Here is a 24,541-nt window from a genome sequence, read left to right on the forward strand (position 1 = left end):
GCAACCACGTTCAGCTCCCGCCCGCCAGATGCGCGTCGTCGAAGAAGTAGTCCTTCACCGACGCCGGCCTGGTCTTGATCGCCCCCACGCGGTGCATGAAGTCGGCCAGCGCGAAGGTGTTCTCCGGCGTCAGCTTGAAGTCCACCTCGGGGTTCTTGATGATCTTCAGCAGCAGCGCGCGGTCGACCTTGCTCCTGTTCGTGCGCAGATAGATGTCCGCCGCCTTCTCCGGGTCGGCCTTCACCAGCTTCGCGGCCTCGGCCAGCGCGTCGACGAAGGCCTTGTAGGTCTTCGGGTTGTCCTTGCGGAACTTCTCGGTCGCGTACAGCACCGTCGCGGACGCCGGGCCGCCCAGCACGTCGTAGCTCTTCAGCACGATGTGCGCCTGCGGGTTGCCCGCCAGCACCTGGTCCTGGAACGGCGGGTTGCCGAAATGCGCGTTGATCTCGGTGCCGCCCTTGATCAGCGCCGCCGTCGCCTCGGGGTGGGGCAGCGCGACCTGCAGCTTGTCGAGCCGGTTGAACTGCGCATCGCCCCAGAGCTTGGCGGAGGCCAGCTGCAGGATGCGCGACTGCACCGACACGCCGGTGGCGGGTGTGGCGATGCGATCCTTGTCGCTGAAGTCGGCGATGGTCTTGACGGCCGGGTTGGTGCTGACGAGGTAGTAGGGGAAGTTGCCGAGAGAGGCCACGCCGCGCACGTTCTGCTTGCCGTGGGTACGGTCCCAGATCGTCAGCAGCGGACCGACGCCGGCGCCGGCGATGTCGATGCCGCCGGACAGCAGCGCCTCGTTGACCGCAGCGCCGCCCGAGAGTTCGACGAACTCGACCTGCACGTCGGGCAACCCGTTGGCCTTGCCGGCCTTCTGGATCAGGCCCTGGTCCTTGGCCACGTCCAGCAGCAGGTAGACGATGCCGAACTGCTCGGCGATGCGGATGCGGCCTTCGGCTTGTGCCGCCAGGGGCAGGGCGAACAGGGCGGTCAGCGCCAGGCGGTGCAGTGTGTGTTTGAGCTTCATGGGATCAGAAAGGCTTGTCGCCCTCGATGGTGGTGCGGTGCAGGCGGCGGCGCAGCTCGGGTGGGCAGCCGGCGGCCAGGTGGGTGACGGAGCGGTTGTCCCAGAACACCATGTCGTGGGGCTGCCATGGGTGGCGGTACTGCAGCCCGGGCCGGGTGCTGTGGTCGAACAGCTCGGCCAGCAGCGCGCGGCTCTCGTCCTCCGGCAGGTCAACGATGCGGGTCGTGAAGTGCTCGCTGACGAACAGGCCCAGCCGCCCGGTCTCGGGGTGCTGGCGCACGACCGGGTGGACGCTGGGCAAGACCCGCGCCACCTGCTCGTCGCTGAGCTTGGGCCGCCACGGGCTGCGCTCGCGCAGCGCCTCGTACTTGGCGAGATACGAGTGCTCCGCCTTCAGGTGGAGCACCCGTGCTTGAAGCGCCGGCGGCAGCGCCTCCCAGGCCGCATGCTGGTTGGCGAACAGCGTGTCGCCGCCCACGCTGGGCAGTTCCTGGGCCAGCAGCATGGAGCCCAGGCTGGGCTTCTCGACATAGGACAGGTCCGAGTGCCAGAAGTGGCCGGCATCGCCGAGGCCGACCGGCTGGCCGTTCTCGACGATGTTGGAGACGATCAGGATCTCCGGGTGGCCCTTCAGGTGGAACTGGTGCAGCACGTGGATCTGCAGCTCGCCGAAGCGCCGGCTGAAGGCGATCTGCTGCTCGGGCGTGATGCGCTGGTCGCGAAACACCAGCACGTGGTGGTCCAGGTGGGCGCGGTGGAAGCGGCGGAAGTCGTCGTCGGCCAGCGGCTGGCTCAGGTCCAGCCCCACCACCTCGGCGGCGAAGCTGCCGGGCAGCGGGCGGATGTCTAGGCGGGCCAGTGTCTCGATGCTCATCGTTCAAGCCCTCGCCAGCCGGCGCACCACCGACACGAAGTGGTCGATCTCGTTGCAGGTGTTGTAGAACGCGAACGACGGCCGCACGGTGGCCTCCACGCCGAAGCGGCGCAGGATGGGCTGGGCGCAGTGGTGGCCCGAGCGCACGGCGATGCCCTCCTCCGCCAGCGCGCGGCCCACGGCCGCCGTCTCGTGGCCGGCCAGCACGAAGCTCAGCACGCTGGCCTTGTCCGCCGCCGTGCCGATGAGCCGCACGCCCGGGATGGGGCGGATGGCTTCGGTCGCGTAGGCCAGCAGGTCGTGCTCGTACCTCGCAATGTGATGCAGGCCCACGCGCGAGACATAGTCCAGCGCGGCACCCAGCCCGGCGGCATCGGCGATGTTGCCGGTGCCGGCCTCGAACTTCGCCGGTGCCGGCTGGAACACGGTGCGCTCGAAGCTCACGTCCGCGATCATGTTGCCGCCCCCCTGCCAGGGCGGGATGGCGTCCAGCACGGCCTGGCGGCCGACGAGCGCGCCGATGCCGGTGGGGCCGAAGATCTTGTGGCCGCTGAAGATGAAGAAGTCGCAGCCGATGGCCTGCACGTCCACCGCCAGGTGGGACACCGACTGCGCGCCGTCCACCAGCGTCGTCACGCCCTGGCGCTGCGCGATGCCGACCAGCTCCTGCACCGGCACGACCGTGCCGAGCGCGTTGCTGACCTGCGTCACGGCGAGCAGCTTGGCGCGCGGGCCGCTGATGAGCTTCTGCGCTTCGGACAGGATGACCTGGCCGCTGTCGTCCACCGGGATCACGCGCAGGTGCGCGCCCTTGCGGGCGGCCAGCTGCTGCCAGGGCACGATGTTGGCGTGGTGCTCCAGGTGGGAGACGACGATCTCGTCCCCCGCGACGATGTGTTGCTCGCCCCAGGTGTTGGCGACGAGGTTGATGGCCTCGGTGGCGCCGCGCACGAAGATGACCTCGTCGGCCGAGCGCGCGTTGACGAACTGCGCCACCGTCTTGCGGGCACTTTCGTAAGCATCGGTCGCACGCGCCGCCAGCGTGTGGGCGGCGCGGTGGATGTTGCTGTTCTCGTGCTCGTAGAAGTAGCTCAGCCGGGCTATGACGGCCTTGGGCTTCTGAGTCGTCGCCGCGTTGTCGAACCAGACGAGCTGCCGGCCGTTGACGCGCTCAGCCAGGATGGGGAAGTCGCGCCGGATGGCGTGCACGTCGAAGGGCACGCGCTGGGCCTGCAGCGCGTGCTTGTGCGGCAGCTCGCCGGCGTGGTGGCCGTGAGCGCCGGGGTGGCGGTTCAGGTCCAGCACGTAGAGCGACGGCTGCTGGGGCGCGGCACCCGCGGCCGGTTCCAGGAAGTAATAGCCCGCCGGCGCGGCGGCTTCGCGGGCCGGCGGCGTGATGGCCTGCAGCACGCCCAGCAGCTGGCCACCCACCCGGCCGTCCAGGCCCGGCACACTGGTCAGCAGCACGTCGGGCACGCCGTTGCCGGCTTGCGCATGGGGTGCGCGGGCGGGCGACGGCCTTGCCAATGCGGCGGCCTGGTCGGGGCCGTTGGGCGCCAGGTTGAGGCCGGGAGCGGCCGCACCGAAGCCGCCGAACTGCGTGGTGGTGGGCTGCGGCAGCGGGCCGCTGGGCAGGCCAGGCGGCAGCGGGTTGGCGGGCACGTTCAGGCCACCGGCGGACTGCACGGGCTGGGCCGAAGGCAGCGACCCCGCGTTCAGGCTGCCGAACAGCTCGTTGGCCAGTCGCCCCAGCGCGGCCACATCGAACGGGCTTTCGGCGAACGGGCTCTCCACCACGTCAGCGGTAGGTGTCAGGGTACTCATGGTATTTGCCCACTTCCACGTCTTCGAGCACGGCCAGCGCGTCGTCGCTGTGCACCGCCAGCGAGCAGTACAGGCTGATCAGGTAGGAGGCGATCGCGTTGCGGTTGATGCCCATGAAGCGCACCGACAGGCCCGGCCCCTGCTCGCCCGGCAGGCCCGGCTGGTACAGGCCCACCACGCCCTGGCGCTTGTCGCCCACGCGCAGCAGGATGATGCTGGTCTTGCCGTCGTTGACCGGCACCTTGTCGCTGGGAATCAGCGGGATGCCGCGCCAGGTGAGGAACTGGCTGCCGAACAGGCTGATGGTGGGCGGTGGCACGCCACGTCGCGTGCATTCGCGGCCGAAGGCGGCGATGCCCAGCGGGTGGGTCAGGAAGAAGGCCGGCTCCTTCCAGACCTTGCTCAGCAGGTCGTCCAGGTCGTCGGGCGTGGGCGCACCGGTCAGCGTGGACAGGCGCTGCGCGTCCGCGACGTTGGCCAGCAGGCCGTAGTCGGGGTTGTTGATGAGCTCGGACTCCTGGCGCTCCTTGATCGTCTCGATGACGATGCGCAGCTGCTCCTTGATCTGGTCGTGCGGGCTGCTGTAGAGGTCGGACACGCGGGTGTGCACGTCCAGCACCGTGGCCACCGCGTTCAGGAAGTACTCGCGCGGCGCGGTGTCGTAGTCGGCGAAGGTGACGGGCAGCTCCGCCTCGTCGCGCTTGGCGCAGGCGACCTTGACGGCCTCGGGGTCGGCCACCTTGTTGAGCCGGTAGATGCCGGCTTCCACCGGAATCCACTGCAGCAGGTGCGTCAGCCAGCGCGGCGTGATGGTGGAGAGCTGCGGGACGGTCTTGGTCGCGTTCGCAAGCTGGCGCGCAGCGGTGTCGCTGAGTGCGAGTTGGGGGGTGTCAGCCATGGAAAAGAGGCTCCTGGGGCGGTGGGTGGGTAAGCGTTCGGGGATTCGAAGGTTCAGGGCGTGAAGGCCTGGCTGTCCGCCTGCGAGTCGGCCTGGGAAATGCGGCTGCCCGGCGGCAGGCTGCGCGTCAGCCACACGTTGCCGCCGATGACGGAGCCGCGCCCGAGGGTGATGCGGCCCAGCACGGTGGCCCCGGCGTAGATGACCACGTCGTCTTCGACGATGGGGTGGCGCGGCTGCCCCTTGCGGGCATGGCCGGCCTCGTCGGTGGGGATGCTCTTGGCCCCCAGCGTCACGTTCTGGTAGATGCGCACGCGCCGGCCCAGCACGGCCGTCTCGCCGATGACGACGCCGGTGCCGTGGTCGATGAAGCAGCCCGCGCCGATCTGCGCGCCGGGGTGGATGTCGATGCCGGTCTGCGCATGCGCCAGCTCCGCCACCACGCGCGCGATCAGCGGCAGGCCCAGCCCATACAGCTCGTGCGCCAGCCGGTGGCTGATGAGGGCGTGCAGGCCGGGGTAGCACAGCAGCACCTCGTCCACGCTGCGCGCGGCCGGGTCGCTCTGGAAGGCGGCGATGACGTCGCTGTCCAGCAGCTCGCGCACGGCCGGCAGGCGCCGCGCAAACGCGCTCACGCGCTCGGCGGCGGCCGACTCGTGCGGCGCCTCCGCGCCGCGCAGCCGGGCGTCATGGCGCAGCTCCAATGCCACCTGCTGGCGAAGGCGGCCCAGCACCACGCCCAGCGTGTGGCCGACGTAATAGTCCTCGTCCTCGGGCTGCAGGTCCGGTGGCCCCAGGCGCATCGGGAACAGCGCGCCGGCCAGCTGCTGCACGACGGCGGTCAGCAGTTCGCGCGACGGCAGCTCGCGGCCGCCCGAATCCCAGCGCCGGTGTTCCTCGCGCCAGCGCTTGCGGGTGGCGCGCAGCGCGTCGACGATGGCGAGCAGGTCGTCACCGCCCTGGGCGTCGGCGCCCATCAGTCCTGCTCCCAGGGCAGGCTGTGGAAGCGCCAGCCGTTGAAGTGGCCGCGCTGCCGGTGCTCGTCCGCATCGCCCTCGAAGCCTTCCTGCACGTTGAAGACGTTCGCGAGGCCGGCCTTGGCGGCTGCTTCTGCGGCGAGCGCCGAGCGTTTGCCGCTGCGGCACAGCAGCAGCACCGGCAGCTCGTTGCCGGACTTCGGCCCGACCTTGGCGTCCAGCTCCTTGGCGAAGCGCGGGTTGCGGTTCAGCGCCGTGCCCGTGGCCCATGGCACATGCAGGCTGCCTGGCACATGCCCCACGAAATGACGCTCCTCGGCGCTGCGCACGTCCACCAGGACGGCACGGCCCGCCTGCATCAGCGCCCACGCATCACGCGGCGTGAGGCTGCCGGCGAACGGCAGCGCGGCAGCCTGGGCGGCCTCGCGGGCGCGGGCCAGGACTTCGGGTTCTTCAACGACGGAAGTGCTCATGACGGCTCTCATGCGAAAACCGAGCAAGGCTAAGTTCCGGGGGTTTTTCGGCAAACGAAGCAAAACAGGGACGGTTATGCGGTTTGCGCGCATGGCGCGCGAACGCGCGCGCCGCCCAAGAAAAAACCCCCGGACCGCGAGGCGGTCAGGGGGTTGGTTTGCTGCGGCGCCGCAGCGTCAGGGGTTGGCGGTGTAGCGCGTGTGGAAGCGCCGGCCCTGCGAGTCGATGGCCTGCAGCCACAGCTCCGTCTTGCCCGCCTCGGTGGGCGCGTAGTCCGCACCCAGCGTGGCGGTCGTCTTCGGCGGCAGCGGCACGGCCGTGTCGACCACGGTGGGCGTGCCGCCCACCGGCGTGAAGACGCGCTTGATCTCGATGACACGCATGTCGCGGTTGGCCGTGGCCCAGCTCGTCCAGTCCAGCGCGTAGGTGGCGGACTGTAGGTCCGCCGCGCGCAGCGGCTGCGTGGTGGTGACGCCGGCCAGGGCCGGGAAGCGCGCCGCCACGGGGGCGGCCAGCACGTCGACGCGCAGGTAGGCGTTGCGCGTCTCGGTGGTGCCGGCGACGGTGTAGTTGATCGGGTACCTGGCGCCGCGCACGCTGTCGGCCGTGCCGACCCAGCCCACGGCGGCGCGCTTGATGGCGAGGTCATCCACGCCGCCGGTCGGCGTCGCGCTGGTGGCGCCCGTGACGGCCGACACGCACAGCAGCGGCCGGCCGCAGAAGGCGAACGGGATGCTGAAGCCGTTGGGCAGCTGCACCGTGGCCGCGCTCAGCAGCTGCACCGGCGCCGTGGGGTCCAGCGTCTGCGCCTGGATCTCCACCTGCAGGCCGATGCCCGGGTTGGGTGACGCCGCGGTGGCGGTCACGGCCGAGCCGTCGGCGTTCAGCGCGGCGAAGGCCAGCGGGTGCACGGCCAGGCCCAGCTTGCGGCCATTGCCGACGAGGTTCCACTTGTTGGTGGTGGTGGCGGACTTGTTGTAGCTGAGCGCGTCGGCGAACAGGTCCACCACCGTGCCGGTCGAGTCGCTGATGACGGCGCCGACCAGCACCCGGGCGCAGTTGCCCGTGGCCGGTGCCTCGTCGGCGCAGCCCAGCAGCTGGAAGCGGCCGAACTGGCGGTTCGCCGCCGCGTAGCCGGCCAGCAGGTTGGCGAGGTCGGCCTTCACGCGGCTGTTGTGCTTGTCGTAGCCCGTGAGCAGCGGCGACGCCAGCAGCGTGGCGCTCGTCTGGCCCTGGGCGATGAGCTGGTTCAGCGCAGCGCCCAGGTCGTCCATGCCCGGCAGCGTGCCCAGCAGCGTCGTCGCGCTGGTGGCTGCCTTGAGCGTGGACGTGATGGCGTTGGCGGGCGTGCCGCCGGTCTTCAGCAGCTCGGTCTGCGCCGTGGGCAGCTCCACGACGACCTCCGCCGGCGAGCCAGCGAGGAACTTGTTGGCGATCTGCAGCACCGGCACGTTGCTGGCGTTGCGCAGGACGTCCACGCGCACGCTCTCGACGAGCAGGTCCAGCGCGCCCTTGTTGGCGGCGAAGGCCGGATCAGCCAGCAGGTCCACCGCCGCGGGGGTGGTGAACTTCAGGTCGGTGAGCTGGGTCTTGATCAGCGTCTTCAGGAAGTCGCTGGCGGCCGTCGTGGCCGTGGCCATCTGCGTGAGCTGGGCGGCGCTGCCGGACGCGTTGGCGAACACCGGCGCGGGCTCGGTGCCCAGCGCCAGCGCGACGATGGCGTTGGTCAGCGGCGTCACATGGCCCACCATGGTCGCGGCGATGGTCGGCACCGTGGAGTGCAGCACCTGCATGTGGCCACCGGCGTCCATGCCGCGCGCCTGGATGAACAGCGGCGCGGCCGGGTTGTTGACGGACAGCGTCACGCTGTAGCTGCCCTCGGCGGCGTGCGTGGTCGCCGTGCCGACGGCCTTGCCCTGGCCGTCGACAACGGTGACCGTGGCGTTGACCAGCGGCGCACCGGTCGCGGCCACGCCGCGCAGCGTGGGTGGGGTGGTCAGCGTCGGTGTCGTGGCGGACGCATCACCCCCGCCGCCACCGCCCCCACAGGAAGCGAGCGTCAGGACGAGGAGAGAAAGGGCAGCGAGGCGATGCAGCATGGCGCGGGCCAGTGTGCCGCCCTGCCCTGCCCGCCATTGGCCCGTTAAGGGCCCGAAATCAGCGGCTGATCTGAACCCAGGCCACTTCCAGCCAGTTGTCGGGCCGATGCACGGCCGTCACGTTGGCGCGCGCCACCCACGGGATGACCTGGCGGTGCAGCGGGATCACGTTGACCTGCTCGCGCAGCTCCGCCAGCGCGCCGCGGATCTGCGCCTCGCGCTTCTTCGCGTCGGGCTCGACGCTGGACTGCGCGGCCAGCGCGTCGGCGCGGTCGTTGCGGAAGCCGCCGAAGTTGTAGTTGCCCACGCCCTTGTCGCCACGGGTGCGGTACAGCGGTGTCAGGATGGCCTCGGCGTCGGTCACCGCGCCGCCCCAGCCGTACAGGTACAGGCTGGTGTCGTACTTCTCCAGCTTGGGGAAGTACAGCACGCGCGGCATGGCGTTGACGCGCACCTTGATCTTGAGCTGCGCCCACATGGCTGCCAGCGCCGAGCAGATCTCCTCGTCGTTGATGTAGCGGTTGTTGGGGCAGTCCAGCGTCACCTCGAAGCCGTTCGCGTAGCCGGCCTCGGCCATCAGCTGGCGGGCCGCGGCCAGGTCGTGCGGCAGGCGGGTCTGCAGCGCGGGGTCGTCGAAGGAGGCGCTGCTGGACGGCGTCAGGCCGCCCGTGGGCACCGACAGGCCGCTCATCAGCTTGGTCTTGACGGCCTCGATGTCGATGGCCTGGTAGAGCGCACGGCGCACGCGGACGTCCTTGAACGGGTTCTTGTCGCCCGGGACATTGCCGTACAGCAGCTTGTCGCGCGACTGGTCCATGCCGATGAAGACCAGGCGGTTCTCAGGGCCGTCGATGATCTTCACGCCGGCCGTGTTGCGCAGCCGCGTGATGTCGCGCGGCGCGGGGTCGAGCACGAAGTCCACCTCGCCGGAGATCAGCGCGGCCAGCCGGGTCGGGTCGCTGGCGATGGGCGTGAAGACGACGTCCTGCACATTGCCCTCGAACTTGCCCCACCAGGCCGGGTTGCGCTTGAGCACGGTCTTGATGCCGGCCTGGCGGCTGACCAGCATGTAGGGGCCGGTGCCGTTGGCGTGGATGGCCGCGAAGCTCTCCTCCTTGTTCTTGAAGTCCAGCGGCTGGGTGACGCGGTGGGCCTCGCACCACTTGCGGCTCATGATCCAGAGCTGGTCGATGTGCTGCAGGAAGATGGGGTTGAAGCTCGCGAGCTGGAACTCGACGGTCAGGTCGTCGATGCGCCTGGGCGTGCCGACCGCGTTGGCATACAGCGCGATCAGCGACGTGGGCGCCTTGGCGCGCTGGATGGAGAAGACGACGTCGTCGGCCGTCAGCGGCGTGCCGTCATGGAACTTCACGCCCGGGCGCAGCTTGAAGCGCCAGGTCAGCGGGCCGGTCTGCGTCCACTCGGCCGCCAGGCCCGGCACCAGGCCCAGCTTGGCGTTGCGGCTGGTCAGCCGCTCGTAGATCTGGCCGTTGACGACGTTGGTCAGGCTCTCGTTCTGCGAGTGCGGGTCCATCGTCTGCGGATCACCCTGGCTGGCCCAGCGCAGCGTCTGCGCCTGCGCCTGCGCCTGCGCGCCGCACGCCAGCGCCAGCAGGACCCCAGCTGTCCATCGTTTCATCGCACCCTCCACAACTGCCGAAAGGGCGGCAGTTTAAGGAGGGCGCCCCAAGCCCCTGCTCAGCGCTTGGCGCCGGGGTTCCAGAGCTCGTCGAGATGGGTGAAGCCCCAGTTCTCCGGGGGCTCCCGGCCGACGATGCGGTCACTCTGCGTCGCCAGATCGAGGACCTGCACGGGAATGGGCATGTTGGACCGCGTGGAATAGAAGACCTTGACGCGCGGCGTCACCAGCGAGGCCGGGTTCTGGTCGACGACGACGGCCAGCCGGCCGGACTGCAGGCGCACCAGCGTGCCGGTGGGGTAGATGCCCACGCTCTTCACGAAGGCCTGGAAGACGACGGGGTCGAACTGGCCCGTCCACTGCGCCATGCGCTGCAGCGAGCCCGCCGGGTCCCAGGCGGTCTTGTAGGGCCGCGTGGAGGTGATCGCGTCGTAGACGTCGCAGACGGCACCCATGCGCGCCATCAGGCTGATCTTCTCGCCGGCCAGCTTGTGCGGGTAGCCCGTGCCATCGACCTTCTCGTGGTGGTGCAGGCACACGTCCAGCGCGCTGTCGGGCACCTGCGCGCCCTCCTTCAGCAGGTCGTGGCCGCGCTGCGGATGGGAGCGCATCACGTCGAACTCGGCGTCGGTCAGCGAGCCGGCCTTGTTCAGCACGTCCAGCGGCATCATCATCTTGCCGACGTCGTGCAGCAGCCCGGCCAGGCCGGCCTCGCGGGTGGCCTCGTCCGAGAAGCCCATCTGCCGCGCCAGGCCCACCATCAGCGCGCACACGGCCACCGAATGCATGTAGGTGTAGTCGTCCTTGGTCTTCAGCCGCGCCAGGCTGACGAACGCCGACGGGTTGCGGGCCAGCGACGAAGCCACTTCGTCGACCACCGGCAGGCAGAACTCGGTGTCCACCGACTTGCCCAGGCGGGCTTCGGCAAACAGCGCCATGACGGCCTGGCGCGAGCGGTTCAACACCTGCGCGGCGCGCTCCATCTCGCTTTCCATCGACACGCGCGGCGTCGATGCGGGCTCCGCGGGGGCGGCCGGCGCTGCAGCCGGCGCTGCGGGCGGCGGCACGACCTCGGGGACGGGCTGGGCGGCGGGTGCCGGCTCGGCAGCCTTGACGTCCTTGCCCTTGCTGATGTCGATCCACACGGCCGGCACGCCACTGGCCTTCAGCGCCGCGAGGTCCGCCGGGTCGGCCAGCACGAACTTGGTCTTCCAGAACGGATGCGACAACCAGGCACCTTCCATGGACTGGAGGTACATGCCCAGAGTCACGTCGGATGTAGAGATTTTTTTAAGCATGGCGCACCCTGGGTGGCGAGTATCCCCTCGCACCCGGCACGGCCTTCACCGCTGGCCGTGCAGCACTGCACGCTTTTGCACACCGGTCGTGCAGGCGCAAAAAAGCCGCCACGCGGGCGGCTTTCGATGCACCAAAACGGATCAGCGGAACTTGCCCTGCGGCACCGTCGCCAGTTCGGTCGGCAGCGAGCCGATGTAGCTGGCGATGGCCTTCAGCTCGGCGTTGCTGAACTGCTTGACCTGGCCGGCCATGATCGCGTTGTTGCGGCCGATGTTGGCGTTGTTGTCCGTCTTGTAGGACTTCAGCGCCACGCTCAGGTAGTCGGCGTGCTGGCCAGCCAGCTTCGGATAGGACGGATCGATGGGCTTGCTGAAGTTGGCACCGTGGCAGGACACGCAGGCGCCCTTGGTCAGCAGGTCGGCCACATTGGCCGGTGCGGCCGGCACGCTGTCGGGCGCGGGCGTGACCTTGGCCTGGTGCTCGTAGAACGCCGCCACATCGTTCATGTCCTGCTCGCTCAGCGAGCCGGCGATGCCGCGCATGGTCGGGTGCTTGCGGTCGCCCTTGGCGTAGGCCTGGAGCGCCGCGACGATGTACTTCGCGTTCTGGCCGGCGATCATCGGCACCTTGTGAATCTCGGGGAAGCTGGCCTGGTAGCCGACGATGCCGTGGCAGCCGATGCACATCGCGACCTTTTTCTCGCCGGCGCGCGCATCCTGGGCCTGGGCGGCGAAGGCGCCGAAGGCAGTGGCCAGGGCGAGCGAGATCTGCAGCAGTTTTTTCATGTCTCGATGGGTGTCGGGTTCTTGAGCGGCGGCGATTATAGGAGGGCTCCTATACTGATCCGGTCCCTCGCCAGCCCCGGTTTTCCCCATGAAATTCAAAGGTTCCGACCAGTACGTCGCCACCGCCGACCTGATGCTCGCGGTCAATGCCGCGGCCACCCTGCAGCGGCCGCTGCTCATCAAGGGTGAACCCGGTACCGGCAAGACCATGCTGGCCGAGGAGGTCGCGAGCGCGCTGGGCATGCCGCTGCTGCAGTGGCACATCAAGAGCACGACCAAGGCGCAGCAGGGCTTGTACGAGTACGACGCCGTCAGCCGGCTGCGCGACAGCCAGCTCGCCGGCATCGAGGGCAGCGAGCGCGTCAAGAACATCGAGAACTACATCGTCAAGGGCGTGCTGTGGCAGGCCTTCGAGGCCGACGAGCCGGTCGTGCTGCTCATCGACGAGATCGACAAGGCCGACATCGAGTTCCCGAACGACCTGCTGCGCGAGATCGACCGCATGGAGTTCTACGTCTACGAGACGCGGCAGCTCGTCAAGGCCAGGCACCGGCCGCTGGTCTTCATCACCTCCAACAACGAGAAGGAGCTGCCGGACGCCTTCCTGCGCCGCTGCTTCTTCCACTTCATCAAGTTCCCCGACGCCGAGACGATGAAGAAGATCGTCGACGTGCACTTCCCGACGCTCAAGCAGGACCTGCTGGCGGCAGCGCTCAAGAACTTCTACGACGTGCGCAACCTGCCCGGCCTGAAGAAGAAGCCCAGCACGTCGGAGCTGATCGACTGGCTCAAGCTGCTGGTGGCCGAGGACGTGCCGGTGGAGGCGCTGCAGGCCAAGGACGAGAAGGTCAGCATCCCGCCGCTGGTGGGAGCGCTGCTGAAGAACGAACAGGACCTGACGCTGTTCGAGAAGCTCGTGTTCATGCAGAGAACCAACCGCTGATGGCGCAGCCCGATTTCAACCGCGCCATGCGCGAAGGGCTGGCGGATGCCGTCGGCTTCGTCCTCGGCGCGCTGGCCGGCTGGTGGCTGGGCCGCCAGTTCGGCATCGACTTCATCGCCAGCCCCGAATGGAACGCGCGGCAGATGGTGGGCCTGGTGCTCATCGTCGCCGGCTGCGGCGTCGGCCGCTTCATCGCGCGGCGCTTGATCCTGAAGGACAAGCCATGAAGCAGGTCACCCCGGCCACACTCGTTGCCGGGCCCGTCCGCCTGGTGCCGCTGACGCTGGACCACGTGCCCGGCCTGCAGGCCGCGGCGGCCGATGGCGAGCTGTGGCACCTGCGCTTCACCAGCGTGCCGGCACCGGACGAGACCCTGGCCTACGTCGAGGCCGCGCTCGCGGGCCAGGCCGCCGGCCACCGCCTGCCGTTCGCCGTGCTGGACGCGTCAACCGGCGACGTGCTGGGCTCCACCAGCTATCACGACATCGTGCCAGCCGTGGAGCGCGTGGAGATCGGCTACACCTGGTACGCGCAGCGCGTGCAGCGCAGCGCCGTCAACACGACCGCCAAGCTGCTGCTGCTCACGCATGCCTTCGAGGTGCTGGGCGCGAAACTGGTGGGCTGGCGCACCGACAACTTCAACCACGCGTCGCAGCGCGCCATCGAGCGGCTGGGCGCCAAGCGCGACGGCGTGCTGCGCCACCACGCACTGCGCCGCGACGGCACGGTGCGCGACACCGTCATGTACAGCCTGACCGTGGGCGAATGGCCCGAGGTCAAGGCGCATTTGAACTGGCAACTGAGCCGCCCGAGAGCGTGAACACCGGCATGAGCAAGACCAAGAAATTCGACGTCGATGCGCTGTGGGCGCTGGACCGCATCGGTGAACCCAGCCTCAGCCCCGACGGCGCACAGGCCGTGGCAGGCGTGACGCGCTACTCGATGGAGACCAACAAGGCGCAGAGCAGCCTGTGGCTGTTCTCGACGCTGGGTGGCGAGCCGCGCCGGCTGACCGAGGCCGGCGACAAAGATGGCGCCCCGGCCTGGAGCCCGCGCGGCGACCTGATCGCCTTCACGGCCCGTCGCGAACAAGGTGGTACCAAGGACGAGGAAGCGCAGCTCTACGTCATCGCGCCGGACGGCGGCGAGGCGCGCCGCGTCGGCACCGTGGCCACCGGCGTCGAGTCCTTCAAGTGGTTCCCGGACGGCAAGCGCATCGCCTTCGTCTCCTGGGTCTGGCCCGACCGCAAGGCCACCGCGCAGGCCGAGGCGCTGAAGGCCTTCAAGGCCCGCAAGGAAACGGCCTACGTCACCGACGAGGCGCTGTACCGCTTCTGGGACCACCACGTGCCGATGGGCCGTGTGCCGCACCTGCATGTGATGGACGTGGCCACCGGCAAGGTGCTGGACCTGTTCGAGGGCACCGCCTGGGAGCTGAGCCGCGCCGAGCCCGACGCCCACAGTTTCGACATCGCGCCCGACGGCAAGCGCATCGCCTTCGCGTTCGACCCCAACGCCGAGAAACGCCTGGACAGCCGCTACGCGCTGGCCGAGATCGACGTGAAGACGCGCAAGGCGCAGACCTTGCTGCAGGACGCCGGCTGGGACTTCACCGCGCCGCGCTACAGCCACGGCGGCGCCCACCTGGCCTTCCTCGCCAGCCACCAGGCGCTGGGCCACAACCGCCCCAGCCAGCTCGCCGTGCTGGACCAGCAGGGCCGGTGGGCCGTGTTCAGCGAAGACTGGGACCACGAGGTCAGCGCACCGCTGCGCTGGGCCGAAGACGACCAGTCCGTGCTGTTCGCCGCCGAGGAGCGCGGCCGTCGCCACCTGTGGCAGTTCACGCTGGGCGACCGGCTGGCCGAGCCGGTGTTCCAGGGCGGCCACGTCGGCAGCTTCGCGCTGGCCGCGGGCTTCGCCGTCGTCAACCATGACAGCGTGCAGTTCCCGCCGCGGCTGTCGGTGCTGGGCGACGACGGCCTGCGCCGCATCGAGACGCTGAACGACGCGCGCCTGGCCGCGCATGCGTTTGGCCGCCACGAGGAAGTGACGATCCAGGGTGCCCGCGGCGACGACGTGCAGATGTGGCTGGTCTACCCGCCGGATTTCGACCCCAAGAAAAAGTGGCCGGTCATGCACGTCATCCACGGCGGCCCGCACACGGCCTTCGGCGACAGCTGGCACTGGCGCTGGAACCACCAGGCCTTCGCCGCGCAGGGCTATGTCGTGGCCTGCGTGAACTACCACGGCTCATCCAGCTTCGGCCACGAGTTCCTGGACAGCATCACCGGCCGCTGGGGCGAGTACGAGCTGCAGGACGTGGAGGCCGGCACCGACTGGCTGCTGAAGAAGCGCTGGGTGGACAAGCGGCGCATCGTCGCCACCGGCGGCAGCTACGGCGGCTACATGGTCGCGTGGATGAACGGCCACGTGAAGGCCGGCCGCTACCAGGCCTATGTCTGCCATGCCGGCTGCTACGACTGGCAGGCCATGTACGCGGACGACGCCTACAGCTGGCACCGCAAGGAGCTGGGCGCGGCCTACTGGGACGACCCGGCGCGCATTGCCGCGCAGAGCCCGCATGCCTTCGCCGCGCACTTCAAGACGCCCACGCTGGTCATCCACGGCGCGCTGGACTACCGCGTGCCCGATGCGCAAGGCCTGGCCTACTACAACACGCTGAAGTCGCTGGACGTGCCGGCGCGCCTGGTGTGGTTCCCGGACGAGAACCACTGGGTGCTCAAGCCGCGCAACAGCAAGCTCTGGTACGGCGAGTTCTTCGGCTGGCTCGCGAAGCACACCCGTTGATGCAGCGGCGCCTGCTGCTGGACGGCCTGGCCGCGGCGGTGGCCGCCACCGCCGCCCTGCCCGCCTTCGGCCACACGCCGCCCGCGCTGCAGCCGGACCTGCGCCGCCTGCAGGCGCACCTGCGTTTCCTGGCCGACCCGCTGCTGGAAGGCCGCGAGGCCGGCACGCGCGGCTTCGACCTCGCCGCGGCCTACGTGGCCAGCCAGTTCGCGCAGCTGGGCCTGCAGCCGCTGGGCGACGCTGGCGGCTACGCGCAGGCCGTGCCGCTGAAGACCGGCCGCCTCGCCGCGACGCCGCCGCTGCTGGCGCTGTGCCGCGGCGATGCCTGCGAGCACCTGGCCTACCTCGACGAGTTCTCGGCCCGTCCCGACCTCGGTGCCACGCGCCGCGAGGTGAACGCACCGCTGGTGTTCGCCGGCTACGGCATCCGCGCACCGGCCTTCGGGCTGAACGACTACGCCGGGCTGGACGTGACCGGCCGCATCGTCGTGCTGCTGTCGGGCCGCCCGCCGGCGCTGCCGGCCGAGGAAGGCGCCCACTACGGCAACGGCCGCACCAAGGCCGAACTGGCCGCCAGCCTGGGCGCGGTCGGTGTGCTCACGCTGGCAACGCCGCGCAGCGAGATCACCGCCCCCTTCCACACCGCAAGGCAGTACGCCGACAGCGTCGCCATGGACTGGGAGACGCCCGACGGGCGCGGCGGCAACGACATCCCCGGGCTGCTGGGTACCGCGACCCTCAGCGTGCAGGCGGCGCCCAGGCTGCTCGCCGGCACCGCGGCGGACTACGCGCAGCTCGTTGCCGACGCCGAAGCCGGCCGGCCGCTGCCGCGCGGCGAGCTGGGCCTGAGCGCGCGCCTGGTGCGCGAGACCGTGCACGGCCAGGCCCGCAGCCACAACGTCATCGGCCGCATCGAAGGCCGGCACCCGGCGCGCAAGCACGAGCACATCGTGCTGTCGGCCCACCTGGACCATCTCGGCAAAAAGACAGGGCCGCAGGGCGACGTGGTCTACCCCGGCGCCATGGACAACGCCATCGGCGTGGCCACACTGCTGGAGACAGCGCGGCTGCTGCAGGCGGGACCCCGCCCGGACCGCTCCATCCTCGTCATCGCGCTGACGGGCGAGGAGAAGGGGCAGCTTGGATCGTCGTACTTCACCCGGCATCCCACGGTGCCGGCCGCGTCCCTGGTGGCCGCGCTCAACATCGACATGCCCATCCTGCTGCATGACTTCAGCGAGGTCGTCGCCATCGGCGGCGAGCATTCCACGCTGGCTGCGGCGGTGACGCACGCCGCCCGCGGCCTGGGCTTGAAGCGCGTGCCCGACCCCATGCCCGAGCAGAGCCGGTTCACGAGGTCGGACCAATACAGCTTCGTCAAGCGCGGCATCCCGTCGCTGATCCTCGGCCCGGGCGGCGGCTCGTTCAAGGCCGGCGAGGACGGCGACGCGCTGATCCGCGACTTCCGCCGCCAGCGCTATCACCAGCCCGGCGACGACCTGGGCCAGCCCTTCCACTGGGGCGCCGTGCTGCGCTTAGTGCAACTGCAGCGCGACGTGATGCTGGCGATGGCCCGCCAGCCGCAGCGCCCCGCCTGGCTGCCCGGCGACTTCTTCGGCCAGCTGTTCGGGCCTCGCGCGCAGAGCCGATAACGGCTACAGCGCTTACAAAGTTGCAGGAATCCCGCACTGCATAATCGTTTTCGACTCTGCCGTACCCGCCCGCGCCCCCGCCCGTCCACGCCGTCATGCTGATCCAGTTCTTCTACACGCTGCGTGCTGCCAAGCTCAAGGTGACGGTGCCCGAGTACCTGACGCTGCTCGAAGCGCTGCAGGCCGGCGTCATCGCCTCGGCCGAGGACGGCGGCGTCGCGTCCATCGACGACTTCTACCACCTGGCTCGCACCAGCCTGGTCAAGGACGAGACCCAGTACGACAAGTTCGACCGCGCCTTCGCCGCCTACTTCAAGGGCGTGGAGATGCTGACCGACTTCACGGCCGACGTGCCGCTGGACTGGCTGAAGAAGAACCTGGAACTGAACCTGACGCCCGAGCAGAAGGCCGCCATCGAGAAGATGGGCTGGAACGAGCTGATGGAGACGCTCAAGAAACGTTTCGAGGAACAGAAGGAGCGCCACGAAGGCGGCAACCGCTGGATAGGCACGGGCGGCACCAGCCCCTTCGGCAACGGCGGCTACAACCCGCAGGGCATCCGCATCGGCGGCAACGGTGGCGGCAAGAGCGCGGTCAAGGTGTGGGAGCAGCGCGCGTACAAGGATTACGACGACTCGCTGGAGCTGGGCACGCGCAACATCAAGGTCGCGCTGCGCCGGCTGCGCCGCTTCGCGCGCGAGGGCTCCGAGCTGGAGCTGGACCTGGACGGCACCATCCACGGCACCGCCGCCAATGCCGGCATGCTGGACATCCGCCTGAGACCCGAGCGCCACAACAAGGTCAAGGTGCTGCTGCTGATGGACGTGGGCGGCACGATGGACGAGCACGTGCACCGCGTGGAGGAACTCTTCAGCGCCGCCAAGACCGAGTTCAAGCACCTGGAGTTCTATTACTTCCACAACTGCGTCTACGACTTCGTCTGGAAGAACAACCGCCGCCGCTTCGCCGAGAAGCTCAACACCGTCGACCTGATCCGCAAGTACAACCGCGACTACAAGCTCATCTTCGTCGGCGACGCGACGATGAGCCCGTACGAGATCCTGCAGGCCGGCGGCAGCGTCGAATACAACAACGAAGAGGCCGGCGCCGAATGGCTGCAGCGCCTCACCCACGCCTTTCCCAAGTACGCGTGGATCAACCCCGAGCCGCAAGGCGTCTGGCAGTACCGGCAGAGCATCGCGCTGATCCAGCAGCTGATGCAGCAGCGCATGTTCCCGCTGAGCCTCTCCGGCCTCGAAGGCGCGATGCGGCTGCTGAGTAAATGACGCGCGTCCTCGCGCTGCTCACGGCGGTGCTGCTGAGCGCCTGCGCAACGAAGGCGCCGGTGCAGGCGCCGGCCCCGCCCGCCCCGGACATCCCCGCCGACGCACCCGCCGTCTACAGCCTGGACATCCGCGTCGACGACGACCGCGGCAACCGCCTGCGCGACCTGCTGCAGCAGAACCTGGACCTCGCCCGCTACCGCGCCAGCGAGGCCGCGCTGAGCCGCGTCGAGCTGGCCCGGCTGGCAGCGGCCGCGCCGTCGCAGGCCGAGACGCTGCTGGAGACGGAGGGCTACTTCAGCGCCAAGGCCGACGTGGTCCGCGACGGCGAGGACGCCACCCGCCTGCGCCTGCTCGTGCACCCGGGGCCGGTCACGCGCGTCGGCAAGGTCGACATCGAGTTCACCGAAGGCCTGACAGCGGACGACGTCAAGGCGCTGCGCGACAGCCTGCAGCGCGCCTGGCCGCTGAAGGACGGCGCGGCGTTCACGCAGTCGCAGTGGGCGTCGGCCAAGAGCGACTTGCTGCTGCGCGCGCGCAACGGCGGCTTTCCGCTGGCGCGCTGGGGCGAAACGGCCGCCCGCGTGGACCCCGACAGCCAGACCGTCGAGCTGCACCTGGTGCTCGCCAGCGGCAACCGCGCCAAGTTCGGCGAGCTGCGCATCGAGGGCCTGAAGCGCCAGAGCCGCGACACCATCGAGCGCCTGTCCGGCTTCGACAAGGGCGACCCGTACACCGAGCAGGCGTTGGCCGAGTTCCAGGAGCGGCTGGCCAAGACGCAGCTCTTCGACGCCGTGCGCGTGCAGCTGCTGCCCGAGACGACCGATGCTGACGGCACCACGCCCGTGCAGGTCTCGATCACCGAGGCGTCGCTGCAGCAGGCCACCGTCGCCGTGGGTTATCACAGCAACACCGGGCAGAGCATCAGCGTGGAGCACCTGCACCGCCGTCCGTTCGACCTGCCGGTGCGCGCGCGCAGCAAGCTGCAGTTGAGCCGCGACCTGCGCGGCCTGGAGATGGAGCTCAGCTCCCACCCCCAGCCCGATCTGCACCGCAACCTCGCGTCGTTCCAGTTTGAGCAGGACCGCACCGCCGACACCCTGGCCACCAACCTCGGCGTGCGCCTGGGGCGCATGTACGAGTCCACGCGCGACGAGCGCCTGAGCTACGTCGAGCTGCTGCGTGCCCGCGAGACCATCGGCCAGCAGGTCAACACCAACCTCGCCGTGTCCCTCAACCAGCAGTGGATACGCCGCCGGCTGGACAGCACCCTGCTGCCGACCGACGGCCACCAGGCGCTGGCGCTCGTGGGCCTGGGCTATGCGCGCGGCGGCGGCACGGAAGACAGCGGGCCGTTCGGCCGCATGCAGTTCAAGCTGGGCTACTACAAGCCGCTGGGCGGCTGGTTCGGCTCGGCGCGCGCCGAGGTGGCGCAGGTCATCGCCCATGACCGCGTGGGCGTGCCCGAGAAGCTGCTGTTCCTGGCCGGCGGCGACGAGTCCGTGCGCGGCTACGCCTACCGCAGCCTCGGCCCGCAGCGCAACGGCCTGACCGTGGGCGGCCGCGTCATGGCCACCGGCAGCCTGGAAGTCGCCCACCCCCTGATCGCCAGCTTCCCCAGCCTGTGGGGCGCCGTGTTCGTCGACGCCGGCAACGCGGCCTCGCGCTGGACGGACTATCGCCCCGTCGTCGGCTACGGCGTCGGCGTGCGCTGGCGCAGCCCGGTCGGCCCGCTGCGCGTGGACGTGGCGCGTGCGCAGGAGACGGGCAAGTTCCGGCTGCACTTTTCAGTCGGGATCACGCTATGAATGCAAGCCAGCGACTGCGGCTGCGCCGAACAGTCGGGATCACGCTATGAATGCAGGCCAGCGCCTGCGGCTGCGCCGAACGGCCGGGAGCACGCGGTGAGGCGGTCGCTACGCATCCTGCGCGCCAGCCTGATCGCGCTGGCGCTGCTGGTCGTCGCGGCCATTGCCTTCGTGGCCTGGCTGCTGAACCGGCCGTCCGGCGGCGCCTGGCTGCTGGCGCACCTGCCCGGCGTGCAGATCGAGGCGCCCGAGGGCACGCTGGTGGGCGACTTCTCGGCCCGCCGCCTGGTGATCACCTGGGCCGGCGGCTCGGCCGAGTTGCGCGGCCTGCGCTGGCAGGGCCTGGGTGTCAGCGCCAGCGACGGCCTGCTGGCTGCGCGCGAACTGGCGGTGGACGAGGTGACGATCCGCAGCCAGCCCAGCGGCACACCCTTGGTGCCGCCGCCGGACCTGTCGCTGCCGCTGGGCGTGCACATCGGCAGCCTGCGCATCGCCAAGCTGAGCTGGGCGGCCGACCAGCCACCGCTGCTGGGGCTGGACGCACAGCTCGACCTGCCGCGCCGCGGCACCCACCGCATCCAGCTCAAGGCCGCTCGCTGGCAACACCTGACCCTGGCGGCCGACGCGCGCATCGACAGCGCCGCGCCCATGCAGACCGATGCGACGCTGCGCGTGCAGCAGACGGAAGCGACCGAGCTGCCCTGGACGGCCGTGGCCGCCGTGACCGGCCCGCTCGTCAGGCTCAAGGCCAAGGCCGAGCTGGAGGCCGCGCACCAGACGCTGAAGGCCGAAGGCGAGGTGCAGCCGTTCGCGCCCTGGCCCGTCAACGCGCTGAAGCTGCAGGCCGACAAGCTCGATCTGGCCGCGCTCGCCCCCGGGCTGCCGCGCACCGCACTGAGCGGCGAGGCGCAGTTGGTCGCGCCGGCCCATGACGCCGAGGCCACGCTGCAGGCCGACCTGCGCAATGCCGCCGCCGGCCGCTGGGACCAGCACGCGCTGCCCGTCAACCGCATCGCCATCGCCGTGGCCGGTCGGCCCGACCAGCCCACCAGCCTGCGCCTGACGACGCTGGATGCCGAGCTGCCCGGCGGCGCCAGGGTGCAGGGCAAGGGCCAGCACGACGCCGACGGCCGCTGGCAGCTCGACGCCCGCGTGCAAGGCCTGCGCCCGGAGGCGCTGGATGCGCGGGCCACGCCTGCGCGGCTGGATGGACCGTTGACACTCTCCGGCAGCAAGGCCGGCCCGCTCAACGCCAGGCTGGACCTCGCCGGCACGCTGCAGAGCCGGCCGCTGCGCGTGAAGGCGCAGGTGCAGGGCCAGGGCACGACCTGGCAGATCGACGAGGCGCGCCTCGCCAGCGGCGAAGCCACGCTGCTGGCCAGCGGCCGCGTCGACACGGCCGGCGCCGCGCAGATCAAGGCCCAGGTGCGCCAGTTCGACCCGCACCTGCTGTGGCGCGGCGCGACCGGTTCGGCCTGGGCCCGGCTGCCCGGACCGACACGGCTCAATGCCGACGCTGACCTGGACCTGCGCGGCACGACGCTGGCCACGCTCAGCGGCACTGTCGACGCGACGCTGCTGCCGGGCCAGTTCGCCGGCCTGCCGCTGGACGGCCGCGCCACGCTGAAGCGCGCCCGCGCGGCCGACCCGGCCGCCTATGAGCTGGACGCGCGCCTGGGCCAGAACCGCGTGCAATCCAGCGGCCAGGCGCGGCCGGACGGCGTGTCGGGCACGGTGGCGCTGAAGGCCGGCGCACTCGCCGAGCTGAACCCGCTGCTGGCGCTGTTCGAACAGCGACCCATCGGCGGCCAGGGCGACGGCGACGGCAGTTTCCAGCTGGTGCAGACGGCCAAGGGCTGGCAGGTCGGCGGCAACGGCCGGCTGGCGTTGACGCAGGCCAGCGCGATGGGCACGAGCATCGCCAGCGCCCGGGCGCGCTGGGCGCTGCCGCTGCCCGGCGCCGATGGCGACGGCCCCGTCGAGCTGTCGCTGGACATCACCCAGCTGCGCGACCCGCTGGCACAGCTGTCCAGCGTCAAGGCCGAGCTGCAGGGCCGGCGCAGCGCGCACGACGTGAAGGCGCAGGTCAGCGGCAGGATCCCGCGCGACCTGTCGGCACGTGACTCGCAAGACCTGACCCTGAACGCCCAGGTGCAGGCGCAAGGCCGCTGGGACGGCCTCACCTGGGCAGGCCGCCTGGCCAGGCTGGACATCGGCCCGCTGCGCGCCAACACGCCGGCGCTGCTGTCGGCCCGCGACGTGGGCGTGCGCTGGCACAGCGACGGCCCGGTCCTCGCGGCCGAACCCGGCCGCGCCGAGGTGGGGGGCGCCTTCGTGCGCTGGCAGGTGCTGAGCTGGACCGGCGGCGAGCGGCCCGAGGCACGCGCCGAACTGCAGCTGGAGGACCTGGCGGCCGCGCCGCTGCTGGCGCGCTGGCAGCCCGACTTCGGCTGGGGCGGCGACCTGCGCGTGACGGGGCACGCCTCGCTGCTGCTGAACGAGCGGCTCACCGCCGAGCTGCTCATCGAGCGCCAGGGCGGCGACTTGAAGGTCACCGACGAGTTCGGCACGCGTGGCCTGGGGCTGACCGACCTGCGCCTGGCCGTGAACGTGCGCGACGGCATCTGGCGCTTTGCGCAGGGGGTGGCCGGCGCCGAGCTGGGCAGCCTGGGCGGCGCACTGACGCTGCGGCCGGCCCAGCTGCTGCCCGACGCGCAGACGCCCGTGGAGGGCGTGCTGCAGGCCAACATCGCGCACCTGGGCACCTGGGGCAGCTGGGTGCCCGCGGGCTGGCGCCTGGGCGGGCGCGCGTCCGCCACCGTCCAGCTGGGCGGGCGGCTGGGCGCCCCCGACCTGACCGGCCGGGCCGAAGGCGCCGAGCTGGCGCTGCGCCACCTGCTGTACGGCGTGGACGTGACCGACGGTCGCTTCACGCTGGACCTGAAGGGCCAGCATGCCGAGCTGACCCAGCTGGAGGCCCGCGGCGGCGACGGTTGGCTGCGCGCGAGCGGCACGGCCGATCTGGGCGCGCAGCCCGGCGCCCGCATCAGGATCGCGGCCGACAAGCTGCGCGTGCTGTCGCGCGTGGACCGCCGCATCGTCGCCAGCGGCGAGGCCACGCTGGACCTCGATGCCAAGGGTATGAACCTGCAGGGCAAGCTGCGCGCCGATGAAGGCCTGTTCGACTTCAGCCGCTCCGACGCGCCTGCGCTGGCCGATGACGTGACCGTGCTGCGCGGCCCGCGCGACGCCGCTCCCACGGCGCCGCCCGCGCCCAAGGCCTCGCGCAACACGGTGGTCAACCTGGCGGTGGACTTCGGCAACGACTTCAAGGTGCGCGGCCGGGGCCTGGCCACCACGCTGCGCGGCCAGTTGCAGGTCACGCAGAACAACGGCCCGCTGCGCGTGAGCGGCCGGCTCGGCGCCGCCGGCGGCCAATACGCGGCCTACGGGCAGAAGCTGGACATCGAGCGCGGCGACATCACCTTCACCGGCCCCTACGACAACCCGTCGTTGGACCTGCTGGCCGTGCGCCCCAACCTGGACATCCGCGTCGGCGTGCGCGTCGGCGGCACGGCGCTGGCGCCGCGCGTGAACCTGTACTCCGAGCCGGACATGGTCGACACCGACAAGCTCTCCTGGCTGCTGCTGGGCCGCGGCCCGGACGGCCTGGGCCGCACCGACACGGCGCTGCTGCAACGCGCCGCGCTCGCGCTGCTCAGCGGCGAGGGCGAGGGCCCGACGGGCAAGGTGCTGCGCAACATCGGGCTGGACGAGCTGTCGCTGGCGCAGAGCGAGGACGACACCAAGGCCACCATCGTGCGCCTGGGCAAGCAGATCTCGCGGCGCTGGTACGTGGGCTACGAACGCAGCCTGAACGCGACGACCGGGTCGTGGCAGCTGATCTACCGCGTCGCGCAGCGCTTCACGGTGCGGGCACAGGGTGGCGACGACAACGCGCTGGACGTCATCTGGCAGTGGAAGTGGGATTGAGGCTGATTTGAAGTCGTCTTGAAGTCGTCCGTCAGACGACGGCGCTTCAGCGACGCCACGACCAACACCCCGATCTCCCGGTCTCCTACAAGCCCTCGCATCGGCACGCACAGCGCCTGCCTGGCCCAACCTACATGCCATGCCGCCGGTCGGGCCCATAGTCATCT

18 protein-coding genes are annotated in these 24,541 nt (G+C 70.5%); 8 read left to right on the plus strand and 10 right to left on the minus strand.

Translation table 11 applies throughout. The features are described 5' to 3' along the window. Positions 1-10: 10 nt before the first annotated feature. The 10 genes from ACO07H_RS18595 to ACO07H_RS18640 all read right to left on the minus strand — a co-directional run bounded on the left by ACO07H_RS18595 (position 11) and on the right by ACO07H_RS18640 (position 11,887). On the minus strand, positions 11-1,018 hold the full coding sequence (locus ACO07H_RS18595) for an ABC transporter substrate-binding protein (protein WP_422016853.1): 1,008 nt from the start codon (positions 1,016-1,018) through the stop codon (positions 11-13). A gap of 4 nt (positions 1,019-1,022) precedes the next feature. Further along, the gene (locus tag ACO07H_RS18600; RefSeq protein ID WP_422016855.1) at positions 1,023-1,892 is read right to left on the minus strand and encodes a TauD/TfdA dioxygenase family protein; all 870 of its coding nucleotides are present in this window, start codon (positions 1,890-1,892) and stop codon (positions 1,023-1,025) included. 3 nt (positions 1,893-1,895) lie between these two features. After that, entirely contained in the window at positions 1,896-3,716 is a 1,821-nt protein-coding gene (locus ACO07H_RS18605) for a family 2A encapsulin nanocompartment cargo protein cysteine desulfurase (protein WP_422016857.1), read from the minus strand. Continuing rightward, positions 3,691-4,614: a family 2A encapsulin nanocompartment shell protein gene (locus ACO07H_RS18610; protein ID WP_422016859.1), complete on the minus strand. Its 924-nt coding sequence runs from the start codon at positions 4,612-4,614 to the stop codon at positions 3,691-3,693. The genes ACO07H_RS18605 and ACO07H_RS18610 overlap by 26 nt, the downstream gene beginning before the upstream one ends. Positions 4,615-4,667: 53 nt before the next feature. Further along, positions 4,668-5,591 carry a serine O-acetyltransferase EpsC gene (gene epsC, locus ACO07H_RS18615; RefSeq protein WP_422016861.1) on the minus strand — a complete coding sequence of 308 codons (924 nt, stop codon included), beginning with the start codon at positions 5,589-5,591 and terminating at the stop codon, positions 4,668-4,670. Beyond that, positions 5,591-6,064 (minus strand): rhodanese-like domain-containing protein, encoded by a 474-nt coding sequence (locus tag ACO07H_RS18620; RefSeq protein ID WP_422016863.1) that lies wholly within the window; start codon positions 6,062-6,064, stop codon positions 5,591-5,593. The genes epsC and ACO07H_RS18620 overlap by 1 nt, the downstream gene beginning before the upstream one ends. Positions 6,065-6,241: 177 nt before the next feature. Beyond that, positions 6,242-8,164 carry a hypothetical protein gene (locus ACO07H_RS18625; RefSeq protein ID WP_422016865.1) on the minus strand — a complete coding sequence of 641 codons (1,923 nt, stop codon included), beginning with the start codon at positions 8,162-8,164 and terminating at the stop codon, positions 6,242-6,244. A 58-nt stretch (positions 8,165-8,222) separates the two neighbouring features. Continuing rightward, positions 8,223-9,803: an ABC transporter substrate-binding protein gene (locus tag ACO07H_RS18630; RefSeq protein WP_422016867.1), complete on the minus strand. Its 1,581-nt coding sequence runs from the start codon at positions 9,801-9,803 to the stop codon at positions 8,223-8,225. Positions 9,804-9,862: 59 nt separating this feature from the next. Beyond that, positions 9,863-11,101, minus strand: coding sequence for an HD-GYP domain-containing protein (locus ACO07H_RS18635; RefSeq protein WP_422016869.1), 1,239 nt, complete (start codon positions 11,099-11,101; stop codon positions 9,863-9,865). Positions 11,102-11,242: 141 nt separating this feature from the next. After that, positions 11,243-11,887: a c-type cytochrome gene (locus ACO07H_RS18640; RefSeq protein ID WP_422016871.1), complete on the minus strand. Its 645-nt coding sequence runs from the start codon at positions 11,885-11,887 to the stop codon at positions 11,243-11,245. An 88-nt stretch (positions 11,888-11,975) separates the two neighbouring features. Between ACO07H_RS18640 and ACO07H_RS18645 the strand changes: the two genes are divergently transcribed. From ACO07H_RS18645 to ACO07H_RS18680, 8 genes are all read left to right on the plus strand, one after another. Then, positions 11,976-12,830, plus strand: a complete 855-nt coding sequence (locus ACO07H_RS18645; protein ID WP_422016873.1) for an AAA family ATPase — start codon at positions 11,976-11,978, stop codon at positions 12,828-12,830. After that, positions 12,830-13,057 carry a hypothetical protein gene (locus tag ACO07H_RS18650; protein ID WP_422016875.1) on the plus strand — a complete coding sequence of 76 codons (228 nt, stop codon included), beginning with the start codon at positions 12,830-12,832 and terminating at the stop codon, positions 13,055-13,057. The genes ACO07H_RS18645 and ACO07H_RS18650 overlap by 1 nt, the downstream gene beginning before the upstream one ends. Further along, a complete protein-coding gene (locus tag ACO07H_RS18655; RefSeq protein ID WP_422016877.1) occupies positions 13,054-13,650 on the plus strand; it encodes a GNAT family N-acetyltransferase in 597 nt (198 codons plus the stop codon). The genes ACO07H_RS18650 and ACO07H_RS18655 overlap by 4 nt, the downstream gene beginning before the upstream one ends. Positions 13,651-13,658: 8 nt before the next feature. Beyond that, positions 13,659-15,638: a S9 family peptidase gene (locus tag ACO07H_RS18660; protein ID WP_422016879.1), complete on the plus strand. Its 1,980-nt coding sequence runs from the start codon at positions 13,659-13,661 to the stop codon at positions 15,636-15,638. Continuing rightward, positions 15,638-17,290, plus strand: coding sequence for a M28 family metallopeptidase (locus tag ACO07H_RS18665; protein ID WP_422016881.1), 1,653 nt, complete (start codon positions 15,638-15,640; stop codon positions 17,288-17,290). The genes ACO07H_RS18660 and ACO07H_RS18665 overlap by 1 nt, the downstream gene beginning before the upstream one ends. A gap of 95 nt (positions 17,291-17,385) precedes the next feature. Beyond that, positions 17,386-18,576: a vWA domain-containing protein gene (locus ACO07H_RS18670; protein WP_422016883.1), complete on the plus strand. Its 1,191-nt coding sequence runs from the start codon at positions 17,386-17,388 to the stop codon at positions 18,574-18,576. Further along, on the plus strand, positions 18,573-20,381 hold the full coding sequence (locus ACO07H_RS18675; protein WP_422016885.1) for an autotransporter assembly complex protein TamA: 1,809 nt from the start codon (positions 18,573-18,575) through the stop codon (positions 20,379-20,381). The genes ACO07H_RS18670 and ACO07H_RS18675 overlap by 4 nt, the downstream gene beginning before the upstream one ends. Positions 20,382-20,477: 96 nt before the next feature. Further along, positions 20,478-24,374 carry a translocation/assembly module TamB domain-containing protein gene (locus tag ACO07H_RS18680; RefSeq protein WP_422016887.1) on the plus strand — a complete coding sequence of 1,299 codons (3,897 nt, stop codon included), beginning with the start codon at positions 20,478-20,480 and terminating at the stop codon, positions 24,372-24,374. Positions 24,375-24,541 lie beyond the last annotated feature (167 nt).

It is taken from the genome of Roseateles sp. (assembly GCF_965229315.1).
Taxonomy (GTDB): Bacteria; Pseudomonadota; Gammaproteobacteria; order Burkholderiales; family Burkholderiaceae_C; genus Pelomonas.

What these genes read in the sequence shown, in the direction of transcription:
- ACO07H_RS18595 (WP_422016853.1), bottom strand. Translation starts at nt 1,018, where the DNA reads ATGAAGCTCAAACACACACTGCACCGCCTGGCGCTGACCGCCCTGTTC.
- ACO07H_RS18620 (WP_422016863.1), bottom strand. Translation starts at nt 6,064, where the DNA reads ATGAGCACTTCCGTCGTTGAAGAACCCGAAGTCCTGGCCCGCGCCCGC.
- ACO07H_RS18600 (WP_422016855.1), bottom strand. Translation starts at nt 1,892, where the DNA reads ATGAGCATCGAGACACTGGCCCGCCTAGACATCCGCCCGCTGCCCGGC.
- ACO07H_RS18645 (WP_422016873.1), top strand. Translation starts at nt 11,976, where the DNA reads ATGAAATTCAAAGGTTCCGACCAGTACGTCGCCACCGCCGACCTGATG.
- epsC (WP_422016861.1), bottom strand. Translation starts at nt 5,591, where the DNA reads ATGGGCGCCGACGCCCAGGGCGGTGACGACCTGCTCGCCATCGTCGAC.
- ACO07H_RS18650 (WP_422016875.1), top strand. Translation starts at nt 12,830, where the DNA reads ATGGCGCAGCCCGATTTCAACCGCGCCATGCGCGAAGGGCTGGCGGAT.
- ACO07H_RS18640 (WP_422016871.1), bottom strand. Translation starts at nt 11,887, where the DNA reads ATGAAAAAACTGCTGCAGATCTCGCTCGCCCTGGCCACTGCCTTCGGC.
- ACO07H_RS18625 (WP_422016865.1), bottom strand. Translation starts at nt 8,164, where the DNA reads ATGCTGCATCGCCTCGCTGCCCTTTCTCTCCTCGTCCTGACGCTCGCT.
- ACO07H_RS18610 (WP_422016859.1), bottom strand. Translation starts at nt 4,614, where the DNA reads ATGGCTGACACCCCCCAACTCGCACTCAGCGACACCGCTGCGCGCCAG.
- ACO07H_RS18635 (WP_422016869.1), bottom strand. Translation starts at nt 11,101, where the DNA reads ATGCTTAAAAAAATCTCTACATCCGACGTGACTCTGGGCATGTACCTC.
- ACO07H_RS18675 (WP_422016885.1), top strand. Translation starts at nt 18,573, where the DNA reads ATGACGCGCGTCCTCGCGCTGCTCACGGCGGTGCTGCTGAGCGCCTGC.
- ACO07H_RS18660 (WP_422016879.1), top strand. Translation starts at nt 13,659, where the DNA reads ATGAGCAAGACCAAGAAATTCGACGTCGATGCGCTGTGGGCGCTGGAC.
- ACO07H_RS18655 (WP_422016877.1), top strand. Translation starts at nt 13,054, where the DNA reads ATGAAGCAGGTCACCCCGGCCACACTCGTTGCCGGGCCCGTCCGCCTG.
- ACO07H_RS18630 (WP_422016867.1), bottom strand. Translation starts at nt 9,803, where the DNA reads ATGAAACGATGGACAGCTGGGGTCCTGCTGGCGCTGGCGTGCGGCGCG.
- ACO07H_RS18605 (WP_422016857.1), bottom strand. Translation starts at nt 3,716, where the DNA reads ATGAGTACCCTGACACCTACCGCTGACGTGGTGGAGAGCCCGTTCGCC.
- ACO07H_RS18665 (WP_422016881.1), top strand. Translation starts at nt 15,638, where the DNA reads ATGCAGCGGCGCCTGCTGCTGGACGGCCTGGCCGCGGCGGTGGCCGCC.
- ACO07H_RS18670 (WP_422016883.1), top strand. Translation starts at nt 17,386, where the DNA reads ATGCTGATCCAGTTCTTCTACACGCTGCGTGCTGCCAAGCTCAAGGTG.